The sequence below is a fragment of the uncultured Paracoccus sp. genome (assembly GCF_947496875.1).
GTDB lineage: Bacteria > Pseudomonadota > Alphaproteobacteria > Rhodobacterales > Rhodobacteraceae > Paracoccus.
On the sequence record NZ_CANMEH010000033.1, the window covers coordinates 1 to 17773 of the forward strand.

11 protein-coding genes are annotated in these 17773 nt (G+C 62.1%); 2 read left to right on the forward strand and 9 right to left on the reverse strand.

Going from position 1 to position 17773, the window contains the following annotated elements:
• Positions 1–423: 423 nt before the first annotated feature.
• The 9 genes from Q0938_RS17940 to Q0938_RS17980 form a co-directional block, all read right to left on the reverse strand.
• Complete coding sequence (locus Q0938_RS17940; RefSeq protein ID WP_299365276.1) at positions 424–3264, reverse strand: ATP-binding protein; 2841 nt, start codon at positions 3262–3264, stop codon at positions 424–426.
• Positions 3265–3278: 14 nt separating this feature from the next.
• Positions 3279–6143 carry a DUF1156 domain-containing protein gene (locus Q0938_RS17945; RefSeq protein WP_299365278.1) on the reverse strand — a complete coding sequence of 955 codons (2865 nt, stop codon included), beginning with the start codon at positions 6141–6143 and terminating at the stop codon, positions 3279–3281.
• A 2-nt stretch (positions 6144–6145) separates the two neighbouring features.
• The gene (locus tag Q0938_RS17950) at positions 6146–6787 is read right to left on the reverse strand and encodes a retron system putative HNH endonuclease (protein WP_299365280.1); all 642 of its coding nucleotides are present in this window, start codon (positions 6785–6787) and stop codon (positions 6146–6148) included.
• 1 nt (position 6788) lies between these two features.
• The gene (locus tag Q0938_RS17955) at positions 6789–8120 is read right to left on the reverse strand and encodes an AAA family ATPase (RefSeq protein ID WP_299365282.1); all 1332 of its coding nucleotides are present in this window, start codon (positions 8118–8120) and stop codon (positions 6789–6791) included.
• On the reverse strand, positions 8117–11629 hold the full coding sequence (locus Q0938_RS17960) for a helicase-related protein (RefSeq protein ID WP_299365284.1): 3513 nt from the start codon (positions 11627–11629) through the stop codon (positions 8117–8119). Before Q0938_RS17960 ends, Q0938_RS17955 begins: the two co-directional genes overlap by 4 nt.
• A 64-nt stretch (positions 11630–11693) precedes the next feature.
• The gene (locus tag Q0938_RS17965; protein ID WP_299365286.1) at positions 11694–11999 is read right to left on the reverse strand and encodes a HigA family addiction module antitoxin; all 306 of its coding nucleotides are present in this window, start codon (positions 11997–11999) and stop codon (positions 11694–11696) included.
• Between the two features lie 122 nt (positions 12000–12121).
• Positions 12122–12520 (reverse strand): hypothetical protein, encoded by a 399-nt coding sequence (locus Q0938_RS17970; RefSeq protein WP_299365289.1) that lies wholly within the window; start codon positions 12518–12520, stop codon positions 12122–12124.
• Complete coding sequence (locus tag Q0938_RS17975) at positions 12517–13842, reverse strand: recombinase family protein (RefSeq protein ID WP_299365291.1); 1326 nt, start codon at positions 13840–13842, stop codon at positions 12517–12519. Before Q0938_RS17975 ends, Q0938_RS17970 begins: the two co-directional genes overlap by 4 nt.
• Positions 13839–14294: a DUF2924 domain-containing protein gene (locus Q0938_RS17980; protein ID WP_299365293.1), complete on the reverse strand. Its 456-nt coding sequence runs from the start codon at positions 14292–14294 to the stop codon at positions 13839–13841. Before Q0938_RS17980 ends, Q0938_RS17975 begins: the two co-directional genes overlap by 4 nt.
• A 388-nt stretch (positions 14295–14682) precedes the next feature.
• Between Q0938_RS17980 and Q0938_RS17985 the strand changes: the two genes are divergently transcribed.
• Positions 14683–15402 carry a hypothetical protein gene (locus Q0938_RS17985; protein WP_299365295.1) on the forward strand — a complete coding sequence of 240 codons (720 nt, stop codon included), beginning with the start codon at positions 14683–14685 and terminating at the stop codon, positions 15400–15402.
• Positions 15403–15879: 477 nt separating this feature from the next.
• Positions 15880–17773: toprim domain-containing protein (locus Q0938_RS17990; RefSeq protein ID WP_299365297.1), on the forward strand; the 1894-nt coding region annotated here is incomplete at its 3' end.

A 17773-nucleotide genomic window follows, 5' to 3' on the forward strand; every position in this document is an offset into this window, starting at 1 on the left:
GGGATCTTGTATAATGAAATCAATCCCTTAAGGTGGAGAACGTTGGACGTCAGACCCATCCCCTCCGCCACTTGCCCTCTCAAGAGCGTTCTCTCGATCCGGCTGCGGCCGGATTTTTCAGTTGTTTTCGAGGGTTATGCGGGAGGGGCTGAGCACCGGCCCTGCCGCCGCGAGGCCCCGAAGCGGTCTCTCAGCGCCGATATTCTCCGGACCTCATGACTGCGCCGATTTGGTGCAGCGCTTGTAGCCTATTGGAATTCCGCACTTTTCAGTCCGCCAACCTGAGCACTTCGACGCCGGTGGCACTCGCAGAGATGGAACAGAAATCGAACCTCGCATCTGACTATTCCTAGCGGCAATCAATGAAACCACGCCGACTTTGCCGGATCAGTCCTTACAAGCTTGGCATACATTTTCTTGGCCTCATTCCCAATCGGCCGATTTGAGGCCAAGGCTGCGGGCGTTCTCCGAAACCGCGCGTCTCACACCATCGCCTGCCCCGTCTGGAAACTCGGCCGAGATTTCCACCACCAGCCGAACCGTCGCGTTCGGGTCGGACGTAAGCACCGACACGATCTCTTCGGCGATCTGGACAAGGCGCATTTTCGCTGTCGCTGGCGGCACCTCGGCTGAACCATAGAAGGTTTTCGGCTTTGTGGCGGCCGAGGCGAGCGCGGTCGTCACCGGCCCCGGTGACGTGCTCCCGCCGTTGGGAAGATAGACGCTCGGCCCCTCGGCCACGCCGCTTGTGGTCGCGGTCACGGCAACAGCCGGCGCAGCGGGAGTCGGTGCCGGCCGGTTCGCGTCCTCATAGACTTGGGCTGCTTGAGGCTCGATCAGCAGCAGCGTGTCGTCGAAGACGACATTGCCGCAGCCGAAGGAGAAGCCCTCGAACTTGCCATTGGCCTCGCCGTAGGCGGTGCCAAAAAAGTCCGTGCTGGTCGCGCCGGTACGGATCGCCTGCGCCAAGACATCCCGCGTCTTCAGGCGCGGCATGTAGAGATAGCGCAATGTGTCCTCGAAGAACCCGGCCGCGTTCGCTGCGCTTTGCCCGTTCTTCCAATATAGCTCCTTGAGCTTTGTGCGCAGATGGATCGGCGACCAGGTGGAAATCACCAACTCATTGTCAGTGCAAACCCGCTCGATCTCGCCGCCAATAGAGCCGCCGGTCGTGTTTATGGCGAACGCCTCGATACCGGGCTTCGGATCGGTCGGCGTGTCCTGCATCGGGCAGAGCAGCCATTTGTAGCACTCGCGGACCACGCGCGGTAGGGCGTCCTCGGCGCTCTTCAGCTCCTTCTCGGCCTGATTCTTCTGCAGGAGGTCGATGTTCAGGCGGCCTTCCTTCACGTCCTCAACAATCGAACCCCATGCGAGCGCTATGCGGGTTGCGTCATTGAGACGGGAAAGCGCGCCGTGATCCGGGGCAAGGAAGAGCAGCCGATTGCTGCGATAGCGCGGCTTTGAGCCATTCTTACCGATGATCTCCAGCACCGCTTCAAAGGCGAGGCGGTTTTCCTCGCGGGCGTACCAAGTCTCCGGCGGCAGGACGAGCAAGCGCAGGGCGGTATCGTCCGGCACGTCTCCATGCGGCGTGAAGATATGCACGCCGTCGAAGGACGTGGCGTTACCAACCGTCTTCTTCAAAGCCTCGGCGATCTTGCCTCGCACCTCGGTCCGATCATCGAACCGGCGCTTCCGATCCTCCATTTCCCGCCGCAGATTGGCACGGGTGTCGAACCAGAATCGGGTCGAGTCCTGACTCTTGTCGCCGGATGCGTTGAGGTAGTGTAGCCGATCGGCGAGCCGGCCGAGGGCATCCGCATAGACAGATGCTGCCTGTCCCGGCTGAAGGCAACCGAGAATGATGTGCGCTCGGTCGAGGCCGCGCGCGGCGACCTTGGACGCTACCGAAGACGGGGCGCTGCCGAGGAAGACCGTGCGCGCAATGCGCCGGGCAGCGCCCACCTGACCGAAGCGCGGCTCCTTGTTCTCCAAGGCGGTCGTTTCGGCTCGGTCGCCGTCGATGTCGCGTTCGATCACGGCATCCCAGCCGGCGGGCAGGTAATAGGTAAGCTCGTTGCGGCTGCTGCCATCATGAAGCGGCAGGCTGCCGGGCATGATGAGCAGGTCTTTGTTGTCGTCCTTCCACAGCCGGAAGATGACCTTCGCCATGAGCTTGAGGACGCCGCGCGTGCGCTGAAAGCCGTCGATGGTCGTCCAGTCCTCATAGAGGCGGTCGAACACTTCCGGATGGATCGGATAGGCGTGCACGAGCCGTTCGTAGTAGCGGCGATCCTGCGTGTCGGCCGGCAGCTTCACGCCCTCGGCGATATAGGTGTCGGCGAAGGCGCGGCATACGGCTTCGCGGGTCTTCTCGTCACGCACCGGCTCGAACAGGCGGCGACGCACGATCTCGAAGGCTTCCTCCGTCGCCACCGGCTTCCAAAGCGCCTGCACGCGCCCGAAGGTCTTTTCGAGGGCGCGCAGCGCCGTGACGCCGCGTTGACTACCCGCTTCAAGGTCGGATTCCGGCAACGATGCGAGCACGATGGCGCGCGGCACCAGCTTCACGGCTTCGGTGAGAGCCTGCATGAAGGAAAGGTTTGAATCGTAACTTCCCCCGCTGATCGCCTGCGATTCGGGGAACTGGCGGATGTAGGCAACCAGCTCATCGATCAGCACGACGCATGGGGAGTGGCGCTCCAGAAGGTCGCGCAGAACGTCCTTGCCCGGGGAGGTGCCAGTGGCGTCCGCCTCGGCGACAAGCGCGAAGGCTTCAGCGCCGCCAAGCTGCCAAGCGATCTCTCCCCAAAGGGTCTTGATCGTCTGGCTCCCACGCTTCCACGGCTGGCCCGGTGCGTGCGCGGTGCCGTCCAGAACCGCGACGCGGGCCTGCGGCACGTCCATCAAGCCAGCCTGGTCAACAAGCGCAGGGATGCCGGCTAGGTCGGACAGGGCGCATTTGCGGGTGGCAAGGTGATAGACGGCGAGCATGGTATGCGTCTTGCCGCCGCCGAAGGCTGTCTGAAGCTGCACGACCGGCTCGCCGCCCCGGCCGGCGAGCCGCTGCGCAACCTGCGTCAGCAGCAGCGCCATGCCCTCGGTGATGAAGGTGCGGTCGAAGAACGCGCCAGCATCCTGATATTCACGGCTGGCCTTCCCGGTGTTGACCGCCGTGATGTCGGCCGCGAACTCCGATTGCTGGAACGTGCCTTCAAGCACGTCCTGATGGGGTACAGCCACTTCTCTCCAAGGTTTCATCGTCGGCTCCCCCTTCAGCCAAACAGGTCGCCTTGATGCGCCTTCGGTGCTGCTTCGGCAGCGGATTCGATGGCGCTCCAGCTCGTTATGATCTCATTATAGGCGCGGGCGTCCTCGGCCCAGCCCGCTCGTTCGCAAAGGGTATAGAGCCGATAAGCAAGTTGCCGCGTCGCCTCGGCCTTGGCCGCAACGGCCGCTAGCACCTCACCTGCACCGCTCTCACCCTCGGCTTTGAAGATGCGGATGAGGTGATGCAGGGCTTCCCACACCGGCAGGCGTTCGTCGCCAAGCGGATCCCAGTCGGACGGGTATTCGGCCCACTTCAACAGTCTGACGATGCCACCGTCAGCAAAGAGAACGCCCGACCTCTTGACGCCGTCAACGCTCGTTCCCTTGGCGCGCGCTAACGTGTCGGCCTCGCCGAAGCGGCCCTCTTTCCAGCCGTGTTGCTCGAACCAGTGCAGGCAGAATTGCGTGTCGTTGTCGAAGTCGTCCTCGGCGAGGAAGCGATTGATGAGCCGCAACGCGGTCTGTACGGTCATTGGTGTGCCATCCGCCTCTAACACAGCCGCATACTTTGAGAACGTAGCCATGCCAGGACCGATAATGGCCTGCGACAGATCAACGGGGGCGACAGGCGAACGATCATCGCCAGAACCACGCGTCATCTCATCCAGCGCCTCCGGCAGCACCTGATTGAGTTCACGCAGGAATATACGACGAGAGATGGTTGGTGCGGTTGCCGGACGAGGACGACAAACGAGCACGATGCTAGAAGCTAACGCGTTCGCGGAAAGACCTATTTGGCGATTGTCCCCCTCTGTTCGCATCGGCCACGTACCGGTAACAGCCAAGCCAGCCTTATTGACAGCCTCCAAGAATGTCTCCCACCCGGTCGAACTTGTTCCCTTTCCGCTGTCGCTTTCTGACTGCTTGTAGGCATAGTATATGGTTACCGGCAGCGCAGGATGGGCTTGCGTTGAGAGTCGACGCATCACCTCCGTCATTCCGGTCAAGAAGAACTTCTCTGCGCCTTCAACGCCCCCATGCCTTTGCGGAGCTGCTATCAGTTCCTCAGCCTTTGGAACTGCGATGGTGGAAAGTAGTTCGGGAAACATCCCACGAAGAGATTGACGAAGCCATCCGTAAAAGAAGTCGGATAGATCGGCATATGAAATGTTGTCATAGTATGGTGGATCAGTAGAGATCACGCAGCCATCGCATATAGACTCGTTCTGGGCTGCAGCTTGAATGGCAACGCCATTTGCGGCAGTGCTAAAAAAACTAAGCGCCTTGGCAACTACTTTGACACTTTCAAGAAAACCCGAGCTTGAAGACGCGAGAGGGGAACCCTCGGCGAAATCCCAAGCCATCGGAATTGCTTGACTCGCAAGTGTTGATCGCATTGCACTGTCCTTCGGACGCCAAGTAGCGAAGGCAGAGCCATAGTCGGCCACCCTGCTAACCGCGCACGCCAGATACAGCTGGATAGCGCGACCGAAGGCGGCGGCGTCTCGCTCATCGATCTTGGCGTCAGCTTGAGCCTTTTGGCCCGCTTCTGAAACAAGTTCACATAGAATCGACAATGCAGCGTTTTGACGCTCGGTAAACAAATCGCCGAACGTCTCGAAGCCATAGTTGGCGACATTCACCCGGCACTTTCCGCTCAACGGAACATCTGGCTTCCTGCCGGCTTCCGCAGCTAGAGCCGCTATTTCAGCCTCTTCCGTAGAAGGAAGATAAACTCGCCCACGCGGGCCGTCGATCACCATCGCCATCAGACGCACCGAAAGTCGGCCAGCCTGACCCTCTGATCGAATGTGGTCGTAATCAATTGGCACGCCCGACAGCAGACAGCGAAATGCAGCGCGCTTTCCTGCTGCGGTTCCCGCTCTAGCCTCTGCTGGCGCCTTTCCAACTCTTACGGTGAACCGATAGTAATCTCCGTCAATTATTGGCTGAATGTACGCTTCTCTACCGTCCTTAGTTGACAATAAGAATGTCGACGCTAAGGGCACTTGCACATGTCGGAACGCCGGATTTGGACTCTTGACTGTCCTAGTCCAAATCCAAGCGATGACCGGAAACTCTTGTCCAACGAGAGGTGCGAGGTCGGCACGTCCGATAGCCGTTTCCGCGGTTATCTTGACGGGCGGATAAAGATGTTCGAGGCGCTCTTGCGCCCGCTCATACATCCATTGACCATAATACAACAGGTCATCCGCGAGACTTTGACCGGCTGTCCACTGGCGGCTCCAGAAATCTTGGCTTTCCCTTGTCCTTGGATTGACCGGGGAAAGTCCAATGAACTGGCCGGGCACCTCTAGAGTTGCTTTGTTGATCAAGACGGCAACAGGATTCAAGTCACTCGCGCGAACATCAATGCCCAACCGCTGAGCTTCCATTGGGATTGCACCACTTCCGGCGAAGGGGTCACACAATGGAGGAAGGGCTTGGGGATTGAACAGTTCCGCTGCATGCGGGTGATCCTTGTTTAATTCGCAGGTCTCTCTCCAGGACTTACGAATTTCTGCGCGAGCTCTCTCCAATATCTCTTCATTGGCTGTGTTCTCCCAAAGAACAAGTTCCTTGATTATGGAGAATAGTCGGTTGCGGCTTTTCGCCCAACTCGCCTTCATGTTGTTTGGTGGAATCTCAGCAGGATTCTCAATTTCCCATTTCCATGACGGGTCATTCACTAATTGAGCAAAGACGACTGCTCGGGTTGCAGCTACCGGTCGTTGAGCAAACCACTTATGAAATGTCGTTGGATATCCACCAGGTGCTTTTCTTTTCCGTTTAGAAGATTCTTCATTGATCGCATCTAGCGGCAGCGCAACTTCTATCAGCTTCTTTGGAGTTTTCACGGTTACGTTCATTCTTATTGTCTTTCCGTAAGCACATGCCGGATGGCCGTGTAAAATGGCAAGTTTCGCGCGATCTCAAGCTCCGCCTGGAAAAGAGCACGAATATCATCGGGCGGCCAACCTTCGTTGAACGCGGCATTTGCGTCTTCTACGTACCCGGATACGGCAGCCCTTCGCATAGCGCGTAGGCGGCCCCAGTTAGCATCGAGCGAGAAAACGCGCAGCGTCTCGGTCGCTCTTCGTTGATCGACTGCGGACAGACCGTTCCGAATGCTGATGGTTCCGTCTGCCTGAAAGATGAAGAAGGCATCTGGATCGTCGCTGCAAGGATTTACCAGGTCATCGACATTGTACGGCCCCGCGCCGTGATCCTTGAAGTGGCCACATGAATCCGTCTGATCGCATGACCAGAATAGATTGTTCCAATCGAACTTCAGGGCAGGATGGTTCTTTTTGCGCCGGAAGTGCTCGATATGCTGGCCAAGACTGTCGATGCTGCCTTCGCAATATGCGCAACGGCGGCCCTGCATGGCTTCAAGCTGCGTTCTGATCTGCACCTTGTGGGTGGGTGACACATTGTCCCATGTGTGGATGCCTTGGGTGTAACTGCCAAGGCAAGTCGGCGCGGGGCAGATGGTACGATCGAGTTTCCGCATGTCATGCGCCCTCCGGCCGACTCTTGGCGAGCCGGAACCGCTGGAAGCGTATGAGGCGGTCGGCCTCCAGCATGACCTGATGGCTCTCGCCGTAGTGCGCGATCAGGCGTTTCCGCAAGTCGGAGGCTTCCGGTCCTTCGGCCTCTCCCGCCTCGATGAGCTTGCGATAGGCGCTGAGGGCAGTTGCTTCCTCGACCTGCGGAACTGGGTCCACGTCCATCACTGTCGCCAAGACATCGGCGCTCTCGACGCCTCTGGTCTGGATCAGGGGTGTCTCGATTACCAAGTCGCCATTGCTGATATGGAGAACGCGGATCGACGACCTTTCGACGGTGGACAGAACATGCGGACTATGCGTACTGACAATGATCTGTAGGGCTGGGAAAGCGGCCTGCAGCAAGCCGAGCACCTGCTGCTGCCAGCGGGGATGCAAGTGCATGTCCACTTCATCGACGATGAGAACGCCGGGGGTCTCGATGGCAGCCCGATCACTCAGTTGCGGATTGAGGCTGGCGCAGCGGCGCGCAACATCGGCGACAAGCGCAAGCATGGTGCGCACGCCGTCGCTCAGCATAGACAATGGCAGTTCGCCCCGCGTCTCGTGCTTGGCCGTCAGGGTATGAAGCTCGTCATCCCAGCGAAGACTTGACCAGCCGGTCGGCTGAAGAACCTTGTCGGTGGCGGACTTCACGCCTTCGATCATCGCAAGATTGGCTTGCAGGCTTTCCCGGAATGAAGGCGATGCCGTCTGCCTGAAGCGGTGCTCGAACCACGCCGAAATGCCCTTGAAAGAGGATGACGAGGTGAGGCATTCGGCATAGCCGGCCACGCGCTCACCGACATTGGTGACGGAAGAACGACGATATTCTGTTTGGCGCTGCTCGCTCCAAAGGCGGCCCGTTCCGTAATAGGCGATGAGCGGGAGAACCGCCTTATCGGTAAGGAAGGGCTGCGCTGCCTTTTTCAGTGGGCCGAAGTGCCGGGTGCTCGGTCGCACCTTGTCGCCGTAGGTTCTGACGGCGCTCTGCCACGTCACGATCTCGCCCAGAACGGTGGCCTGCGTTCCGTATTCGGTTGGAAGGCAGGGAGACATCCTGCGCTCTGGACCGGGGATCAGGCGCACGTCGCTCCGCTCGATGCGCCGGACCTTCTCTGGCGGATAGAGCGCGTTGACGAAGACCGAGAGCGCAGCTCCGGCGGCGTCGAGCACGGCGGTCTTTCCGCTGCCGTTCTCTGCAACCAGAACGGTCAGGACAGGATGAAACGCGACTTCGCAATGAGCGAAGCACCGGAAATTCGTCAGCGACAGCTTTTCGAGGCGCAGCGCTGTCATCGGGCCTCTGCCTTGGCGAGCAGATCGCCCAAACTGAAGTTGATGGACGCGACGCCCCAGCCTGGTTCCCTGTCGAACGGGCTGGAAATGTAGTACGGGCCGTCAATGGCATCGTCTTCACCGACGATGGCGATCGCCAGCTGGAACTTGTCACCCTGATTGAAGGCGTAGAGCATTTCGTTGCGGGTGATCGTGATGGTGCTCGCGCCCTTCACCCGGCCCTTCACCTCTATGTGCTTGGGATCGGGCTGCCTTCCGTCAACGGCAGGCGGATAAGAAGTCAAATCCCAGCCGCATTTTGCGGCCGAAACATCGACGACTCGGCAACCGCGCGCTTCCTCCGCCTGCCGGACGGCCGTCATGGCGAGTTGTTCAATGCGCGAGCGAGCGGCAGCGTCGGCAGCGAAGGTCGCCGCCACTGGATCGACCGGCTCGTCGCCGCGCAGCTTGTTCATCAAGCCGACCGGCACGATCAGCGCCGCCCCCAGCACGACCGGCGTGCAGTTCACGACATGGCGCATTGCCTGAAGCTCCTTCTTGCGGCCGTCGAGGCGGTCTTGAAGGTCACCAAGCGTGCGCTCGACGTTCTGAAGGTTAAGCCGCACGTCCTTGCCGACCTCTGCGTCGTCCTTGAGTTTCAGCCAACGATCCTGCCAGAAGGCGATTTCCTTGCTCAGCCGCTCATGGACGGCGTTCAGCGTCTTCTCCACATGGTCGATGCGTCGCTGCGCGACTTCGCCATAGTGCTCCGGCACCAGCGTCGTCGCGGCGAGGGACAGGGCGCGGACTTCTTGACCGGAAGACAGCCAAGGCGCGTCGAATACGTCCTTAAGCAAGGTGCGTTCGGCTTTGGGCAAAGGCTCAAGGTCGAGATGCGGCGCCCATCCGGCGAAGGTCGCCTGCCCTTCAGGCCCGACCCGGACGAATTGTAGGCGCTTGGACAGCACGGTGCCGTCGCCGGACTTGATCTCATGCGTCAGCAGGAACAGCAGTGCGGGATCGACACCTTCGTCGGCCGGGTCGATCAGAACGGAACCTTGCCTGAGAAGGTTGGTATGCTGCTCAAGGATCATATCCGACATTGTGAGCATGAGCGGATGACCGGGGTGCATCAGAACCGCGCGTTCCAACCCGGCTTTGTCGAGTGGCTGGATGGCCTGGGGCTCGAAGCAAATGCGGCTGTAACGCCGGAGCACCGGCTCATGCTCGCGCCGGTTCCGGCCAGTTAGACGGCGGTCGCGCTCGCGGATCGCCGCCGGAATATGGCTGATCTCATAGCGCTCGGCCTCACGCGGATGCGCAGTGCCGCCAAGCGCATCGAGCGCCTTGGTGAAGAAGGCCCGGACAAAATAAGGCTGAAGCCGCCGGGCCTCTGCCTTCTCCATCTCCTCCTTCACGGCGAATAGCCGATCAGCGCTCATCGTTTCCTGCGCAAGCGCATTGCGGTTCAGGAGGGATTTCAGGTGGTCGTGGTCGAGCGCCTTGTCAATTTTTTGAGTCAGGCGGGCGCGGACTTCGGGCCGGTCGCCGTAGCGGATGGCCTCGACCAGCAGGTCCTTGAGGCTGGTTTCCTCAAAGACCTCACCGAGAATGTCGAAGACGCGGCCATGAAGGGCTTGGCTCTCGACCTCCAGCTTCACGAGTAAGCGATGATATACGTCGCCTTCGCGGGTTTCCTTGGCGACCAAATTCCACAGGTGGCAAACCTCGGTCTGCCCGATGCGGTGGATGCGGCCGAACCGCTGCTCCAGGCGGTTCGGGTTCCAAGGCAGGTCGTAGTTGACCATGAGACTCGCGTTCTGAAGGTTCACGCCTTCGCCTGCGGCATCGGTCGCCACCAGGACGCGGACATCAGGATCGGAGCGGAAGAGCGCCTGCAGACGACGACGCTCGTCCCGGTGCGTGCCGCCGTGGATAGTCACGATGGCGTCGGGATTGCCAAGAACGCCGGAAATACGCGCCTGAAGGTAGTTCAGCGTATCGCGGTGTTCGGAGAAGATGATGATCTTGCGCTGCCGACCAGTGGCGTCGCGGGTCTCAGGATGGTCTTGCAGGATTCTTGACAGCTCATCCCATTTGCGATCCTGCCCGGAGGCTACGACTGCCTTGGCTTGCTCCTCCAGCCCTTTCAGGATGACAATCTCGGCTTCAAGCTCGACCACGGTCTTGGCGGCCGTTGCGTCGTCGATCAGGTTTTCCTCAAGAGTTTCGTGCTCTTCGGCGTTCAGGTCGTCGTCATCTTCCGGCGCACCGGTATAGGTCTCGGCGAGGGCGTGACGCCCCTTGATCCCGAGTTTTTCGTCGCGTAGCCGGTTCTCAAGCCGCTCGCGCCGGCGCTTGAGCGATTGGAAGATCGCTTCGGGGCTTGAGGCGAGCCGCCGCTGCAGCGCGGTAAGGGCAAAGCCGACCGAACCCTTCCGCGCGCCTTCGAGCTGATCGGCCTTGCCCATCTCGGTCTGCACATAGTTCGTGACAGCCTCGTACAAGGCAGCCTCGATCTGCGAGAGTTCGTAGTTGACCGTGTATGCCTTGCGCTCCGGGAAGAGCGGCGTGCCGTCAAACTTGACCAATTCCTCCTTGACCATGCGACGCATGAGGTCGGAGGCATCGACCTTGTGAACGCCATCGCGGAACTTGCCATAGAAGCGATCGGAATCGAGCAACGATAGGAAAAGTTGGAAATCCCCTTCCTTGCCGTTGTGCGGCGTCGCCGTCATCAACAGCAGGTGCCGAACATGCGCACCCAGCTTCTCGGCGAAACGGAAGCGACCCGTCTTCTCCAACTTGGAACCGAAATAATGTGCAGATAGCTTATGTGCTTCGTCGAAGACGGCCAAGTCCCATCCGGGCGCGCACAGCTTGTCCTGAAGCTCTTCATTGCGGGAGAGCTGGTCGAGTCTGACGATGAGCCGGGGATAGTCGTCGAACGGATTCCCGCTCGGCGAGGTCTGCTCCAGAAGCGATGAATAGACGTGAAACTCCAATCCGAATTTCTCGAAAAGCTCGTCCCTCCACTGCTCGACAAGGCTACCGGGGGCGACGATCAGGATGCGGTGCGAATCCCCGCGCATGATGAGTTCGCGGATGTAGAGGCCGGCCATTATGGTTTTTCCGGCACCGGGGTCGTCCGCGAGGACGAACCGCAACGGCTGCCGGGGCAAGAGCGATTCATAGACGGCGGTGATCTGGTGCGGCAACGGCTCCACATTTGAGCTATGGACCGCCATCATCGGATCGAACAGGAAGGCAAGGTCGATCCGCTTGGCTTCGCAAGCAAGCTGGAACGCCGCGCCGTCCCCGTCGAAGGAAAACGGCCGCTCCGCGGTGGCAATATCAACGGAAAGCTCGTCGCCCCTGCCAAGAAGCCGTTCCTTCATGTCGCCGTCAGGTGTCCGATAGATGAGTTGAACAGGTCCCTCTCCGAGAGGGATGACGGCAACGACTGTCACCACCTGGGACGGCTCAATCCCAGATAGACTCTGTCCGGACTTGATTTCTTCGAGCTTCATGTGGTGGACGGCTTTCTATCGTCTGCGCGAGCCGATGCCCCGGATAATGCTGAAAATGAACGGTTCATAAGCGGAGCTTTAGTTGCGGTTGCTTGCCCGAATAGCGTTCCACTTTGACCACATCCGCTTTCTTTCGAGCCTCTGCGATGTCGAAGTTGTTCTGCATGCGCATTAGGGTTTCCATCGAAACCCCGAACGCTTTCTCGATGCGGATTGCCATTTCCGGCGACAGGTCAGCCCGCTCATTGAGTAAGGCTGACAATGCGGCACGGGTAACGCCTAGAATTTCGGCAGCAGAAGTCACTGAAAGACCGAGCGGCTCTATCAACTCGGTCTTCAGGAATCCTCCAGGATGTGCAGCCTGCTCCATGTACGTTTTACCTCTAACCCAACGAAAAACCTGTAGAATTCCCTTGAGGACCTATCGCGGGAGACCGTATAGCGTCAAGCTTCGCCTTACAACTATCTTGATGGTCGTCTTCAGAGTTGCTGCTAGGGTCCGGTCAATCCTGAGTATAGCTGACCTTGCTCCTGCCAACTGTTTGGGAATGGCTCGAGCGCCCGCGCCAGCGTCACCTCCGGCCCCTGCTTTCCGTCGAGAATCGCCTCGACGATGTCGGGTGCGAGCAATGTGAGCCGGAGGACACGGGTCATATAAGACGTCGCAATCCTCTCCCGTTTGGCCAGTTCGGCGATGGTAGCAAACTCACCCGAATCCAGCATGCGCTTCCAACGAAACGCGCGGGCCAGCGCCTTGACCAGCGTGTTATCCGTTCGACGCGGTTGCGCGGCGCTGTCCGGCAATTGCATCTCCTTCCGCCCGCCGCGTTTCACGACGCGGAACGGGATGTGGAGCGTGACAGTCTCGGGGATCGGCATGCCGCGTGTCATGCGGCTTCTCCGATCCCGCCGGACAGCATCTCGCGCGCGAGGCCGCTCAGCCCATCGACGCGCAGCCGGACGTTTAACCCGTCTGTGCGCATGTCGACGCGCTCAACCAGCAATGTCACGATGCGTGCCTGCTCGGCGGGGAACAGTTCGTCCCACAGCGGATCGAGATGCTGCAGGGCTGCGCGGGCGTCGGCTTCGGAGACGTCGTCGGCGTGGACGCGTGCAGCTTTCCACGTCCCCGCCACGATCTCCGGCTGGCGGAATACGGCACGGAGTTGGTCGATGACCGCGGCCTCGATCTCCCCTGCTGGCACGCGGCCCACGGGGCATGACCCGGCACCGTGCTTCAGCACTGTCTGGCTGACGTAGTAGCGGTAGAGCCTGTCGCCCTTGCGGGTATGGGTCGGCGAGAACGCGGCGCCATCGGGACCGAAGAGTAGTCCCTTCAGCAGCGCGGGCGTGTCGGCGCGGGTGCGCGCGGCACGCTTGCGCGGGCTCTCCTGCAGGATGGCGTGGACGCGGTCCCACGTCTCGCGGTCGATGATGGCGTCGTGCTCGCCGGGGTAGCTGTCGCCTTTGTGCACCGCCTCGCCGATGTAGGCGCGGTTGCTCAGTATCCGGTAGATGTATTTCTTGTCGATGCGGTTGCCGCGCGGCGTCCGGATGCCGCGTTTCGTGATCTCTCTCGCCAGCTCCGTGCCCGACCCGATCTCGAGGAAGTGGGCGAAGATCCAGCGGACGTGCGCGGCGGCTTCCTCGTCCACCAGCAGCTTCCGGTTCTCCACCCGGTAGCCGTAGGGCGGCACCCCGCCCATCCACATGCCCTTCCTGCGGCTGGCTGCGACCTTGTCGCGGATGCGCTCGGCCGTCACCTCGCGCTCGAACTGGGCGAAGGACAGCAGGATGTTCAGGGTCAGCCGCCCCATCGACGTGGTCGTGTTGAACGATTGCGTGACCGAGACGAAGGTCACGGCGTTCCGGTCGAACACCTCGACCAGCTTGGCGAAGTCGGCCAGCGAGCGCGACAGGCGGTCGATCTTGTAGACCACCACCACGTCGACCAGCCCGTCCTCGATGTCCTCCAGCAGCCGTTTCAGGCCGGGCCGTTCCAGTGTGCCGCCGGAGATCCCGCCGTCGTCATACTGGTCGCGGACCAGTACCCAGCCCTCGGAACGCTGGCTGGCGATGTAAGCCTCGCAGGCCTCGCGTTGGGCGTGGAGCGAGTTGAACTCCTGCTCCAGCCCTTCCTCGGAGGATTTCCGGGTGTAGACGGCACACCGCAGCTTGCGGACGACCTTCGATTTTTCGGGCGGCTTCGTCATGTCCGCCCCCTGTGGTTCTTGAGGCCGAAGAACACCCAGCCGTTCCAGCGCGTGCCGGTGATTGCCCGCGCGATGGCGGAGAGCGACTTGTAGGGCCGCCCCTGCCATTCGAAGCCGTCGGCGGTGACGGTGACGACCTGTTCGACGCCCTGCCACTCGCGCAGCAGCCGCGTGCCGGTGATGGGGCGGTCACGGTCGGCGCGGATGCCGCGCTTCCTCTTGTCGCCGCCGTCCAGTTCCTCGCCCAGCCGCTCCAAGCGCCGGATCGTTTCGGGCTTCAGCCCGCCGTAGGCAAGTTCCTGGATGCGGTAGGCCAGGCGGGACTCGAGGTAGCGGCGGTTGAACGGCGGCGGCTCGCTGTCGAACAGGTCGCGCCACTGTTTCTTCAGGTCGGGCGTCGGCGTGGTCTTCAGCGCGGCCAGGCGCGCGGGGATGGGATCGGGCTTGTTCATGCATTTCTCCGGTGAGTTGGAGTTGCATGACGGCATTGGTCGGGCGGATAGTGTAGGCAACGTTCTCCAGTCTCGTCAGATACTCTGCCCATTTCCCGCAGCCGCAACCGAACCAGCCCGAGCGCCAGCAGACCGCACAACTCAGTGCGGCGCTCTGCGGGGGTCATCGCCGAAGGGGCGAGCGGGTTGGGGCGACGAATGGGACCGGGATCGAACATCATGATCCATCGGTGCAGGAATGCGCCGGTATCCGCGACCTCGGAACCGGTCAACCTGAGCACGACTGACATGGGCAGAACGGTTCAACCCTTCAGCCAACCCGGTTGAGGGGTCAGAATGTTTTGGTTATGTTCTCCACATGCATCAGTTGAATCGGTGGGGTTGCGGCATGTCCGAAGGGGAGGCCCTTGGAGCGGTCTGGTCTCTGGCCACGGCGATCGAGCACGTCCACCGCATCGAAGGGTACGAGCTCGAACAGGAACTCTACCGTGCTCTCCTCGGCGACGAGACCTTGCAGATCGCTGCGCGGCCGCCTGCCGAAGAGCCTCGGCGATATCCCTCGCAGCGGTCGGTCGACGGTCTGCTGATCGCGTTGCGCGATGGATATGTGCGTGCAACGGGCCGGCGTTCCACGTTCAGGAGCAATGGTTGCCCGGACGGGCACAACGGCTGGCGACTGCACGCTACGGACCCCATGCTGATCACCACGGACGAATGGCGTGCGGGAGAATTCGACGCGGATGAACTGGTGCTGACGGGACCGTCCTGGCAGTACATCCACATTCAGGTGCCGGATTTCATGGTCAGGGCGATCTGGCCCGATTGGCCGGAAGGCGATGCAGTGCCTGCCGTGCCTCACTTCGACGCACCGGGCTACACCACCCCCTATCTCGAGCTGATGCAGGAGGCGATCCGGCATTTCGGGGTGACGGCCCTGCACCAGGAGAAGAAGGAGGTCCTCTCGGACTGGTTCAGGACGCAGCGTATCGAGGGTGAACCGGTCTCCAAGAACCTCGCCGACGCGATGGCCACACTGATACGGTTGCCCTCAGCGCAGCGCGGCGGCGCCAAGAGGGTGTTGGGCCCCGATCTGCGCCAGACCGGATAGGATCGGCGAGGGCGCCGGCAAACGCGTTGACGAGGACAACGCGATTATGACGGCGGCTGAAGGTTAGCCTTGCCCTCAATACGCCTGGTATAGATGCGGCCCCCGGACGCTGGCCGCCCCGATGAAGGGGTGAACCGTTCACCCTGTTCGCGCGGACGAGGGGTCGCCCCTCTGATCGGCCGCGGCCGCTGAGGGCGCTCCACAGGGGTTGTTGGGCCTGTTGGGCTCAACCCATAAAATGACTTGATTTCAAAGCACCGCCGGAAGGGGTCACCCCTTTCCGGAGCGATGGCCAGTGGCCGGGCGGACCGGTTCCGACGTCGCGAGGGTGGTCTGATGCGCGGCAGAACCGGGGGCAACGACGCCCCTATCCGGTTCCGCAGCACCCGTGTCCGCCCGTCTTCGCCAACTCTCCCGCCGTGCCGCCGCGGCTCCTTTGCCGACCGGCGCGTATGCGCCTGTTCCGCGGGGGCGGCGATGAGCGGGCGGGATTGGCGGGCCTTCGACGCCGAGCTGCGCGCCCGCGTGCCGGAGTTGGCGGTGGCGCTTCTGGGCAAGCCGACCTTTCGGGCGGGCCAGGAATGGCGCTGGGGCCGCAAGGGCAGCCTTTCGGTCGTAATTTCCGGCGCGCAGGCGGGGATGTGGTTCGACCACGAGGAAGGCCGGGGCGGCTGGTTCTCGGATCTCGTCGGCCGTGATCTCGGCATGGCGCGCGAGGATGCGACCGACTGGATCGCCGACCGGATCGGCATGGCGGCGCTGCCTAGGCCAGCCCGCCAGCGATCGACACCAGGCGCAACGCCCGCAAACGATCCGGGCGAGCCACCAACGGCGCTGGCCGCTGCGCCGCCGCCCGAGAGCAACCCCGATGACGATGCCGCGCCCGCGCAATCCCGCGCGGACGAAGCTGCCGCGCGCGCGGCCCGGATCTGGTACAGCTCGCGTCCGGCGCCGAAGGACCATCGCTATCTCGTTGCCAAGCAGGCCGCGCCGCTCGCCCTGCGCATGGATGCGAGCCGCCGGCTCGTCGTGCCGCTGCAGGATGTCGGCGGCCGGATCCACAGCCTCGAGACCATCGCGGCCGACGGGGCCAAACGCTTCCTGGCTGGTGGGGCCAAGAAGGGTCACTTCGCGGTGGTGGGCGCGGAGCCCGGGGCTATTACCGAACCCGCAGGCCCGGTCCTGATCTGCGAGGGCTGGGCCACCGGTGCCAGCCTGCACATCGCCACGGGGCACAGGGTCGTCGCGGCGATGGACGTGGGCAACCTGATGCCGGTCGCCGAAGCGCTGCGGGCGAGGTTCCCCGAGGCCGATCTCGTCCTCGTGGCCGACAACGACGCGAAGCCCGACCGCGAGGGCAATCCCGGCGTTGAGGCGGCCCGCAAGGTCGCACTCGCGGTCGACGGTCGTCTGGCCGTGCCGGACAGCCCGGGCGACGCCAACGATCTGTTCTGTGCCGAAGGTCGGGACGCCGTCTCCGCGCTCGTCGCCGGTGCCGCCCGGATACCGCGGCCGCCGCCGACATATCCCGCACCGGTCCTCAAGCCCGACGAGGCCCGCGCCAGCCTGGCCGACGCCATCGCCGGTTTCATGGCCGCGATCCCGGACTACTGGGCGGCCGTCGAGGCCGCACAGAAGAAGGCCAAAAGTACAGACGCCAATCGCGATCCGCTGGATTTCAACATCGTGGCGCGGGCCGCCCTGCCGCCGCTCCTGGGCCTGCCGGTCGACGTGGGCCTCGGCAAGACCTCGAGCGCGCGTGCCGCCATCGCGGAGCTGATCGCCGAAGGCGGGCTTGGGCAACGCAAGGTCGTCTATGCCGTCCCGCGCCACGATCTCGGCGCCGAGCAGGTTGCCGCCTTCGAGGCATTGGCTCTGAGTGCCATGCTCTGGAAGGGCCGCACGGCGCCCGATCCCACCGACGACAATCCCGAACGGCTGATGTGCCTCGACACGGAGGCCACCTTCGACGCGCTCGAGATCGAACATCCGGTCGAGCAGAGCTGCTGCAAGGTCAAGAACGGGGCCGAACTGCTGCTCTGCCCCTGGTTCCACGAGTGCGGCTACCAGCGCCAGAAGCCGCTGGCAAAGGCGGCGCAGGTCATCGTCTGCGCCCATGACAGCCTGTTCCACATGAAGCCGCAGGCCATCGGCGAGGTCGGGCTGCTCGTGATCGACGAGGCCTTCTGGCAGTCGGGCCTGCGCGGTCTCGACGGCAAGGCGACGCTGACACAGGACGGGCTGGAGCCCGGCCGCACCTCGCTCACATGCTACACCGGCACGGGCAAGATGGATGTCGGCGCCACGGCCGATCTGATCGCCGCGCGGGAACGGCTCTGCAAGGCGCTGAGGGTCACGGAGCCGGGGCCGC

Bases quoted from the DNA above. Each gene is read 5' to 3' on its own strand.
- Q0938_RS17975 (WP_299365291.1), bottom strand. From the start codon at position 13,842: ATGACGAAGCCGCCCGAAAAATCGAAGGTCGTCCGCAAGCTGCGGTGT.
- Q0938_RS17970 (WP_299365289.1), bottom strand. From the start codon at position 12,520: ATGACACGCGGCATGCCGATCCCCGAGACTGTCACGCTCCACATCCCG.
- Q0938_RS17980 (WP_299365293.1), bottom strand. From the start codon at position 14,294: ATGAACAAGCCCGATCCCATCCCCGCGCGCCTGGCCGCGCTGAAGACC.
- Q0938_RS17985 (WP_299365295.1), top strand. From the start codon at position 14,683: ATGTCCGAAGGGGAGGCCCTTGGAGCGGTCTGGTCTCTGGCCACGGCG.
- Q0938_RS17945 (WP_299365278.1), bottom strand. From the start codon at position 6,143: ATGAACGTAACCGTGAAAACTCCAAAGAAGCTGATAGAAGTTGCGCTG.
- Q0938_RS17955 (WP_299365282.1), bottom strand. From the start codon at position 8,120: ATGACAGCGCTGCGCCTCGAAAAGCTGTCGCTGACGAATTTCCGGTGC.
- Q0938_RS17965 (WP_299365286.1), bottom strand. From the start codon at position 11,999: ATGGAGCAGGCTGCACATCCTGGAGGATTCCTGAAGACCGAGTTGATA.
- Q0938_RS17960 (WP_299365284.1), bottom strand. From the start codon at position 11,629: ATGAAGCTCGAAGAAATCAAGTCCGGACAGAGTCTATCTGGGATTGAG.
- Q0938_RS17940 (WP_299365276.1), bottom strand. From the start codon at position 3,264: ATGAAACCTTGGAGAGAAGTGGCTGTACCCCATCAGGACGTGCTTGAA.
- Q0938_RS17950 (WP_299365280.1), bottom strand. From the start codon at position 6,787: ATGCGGAAACTCGATCGTACCATCTGCCCCGCGCCGACTTGCCTTGGC.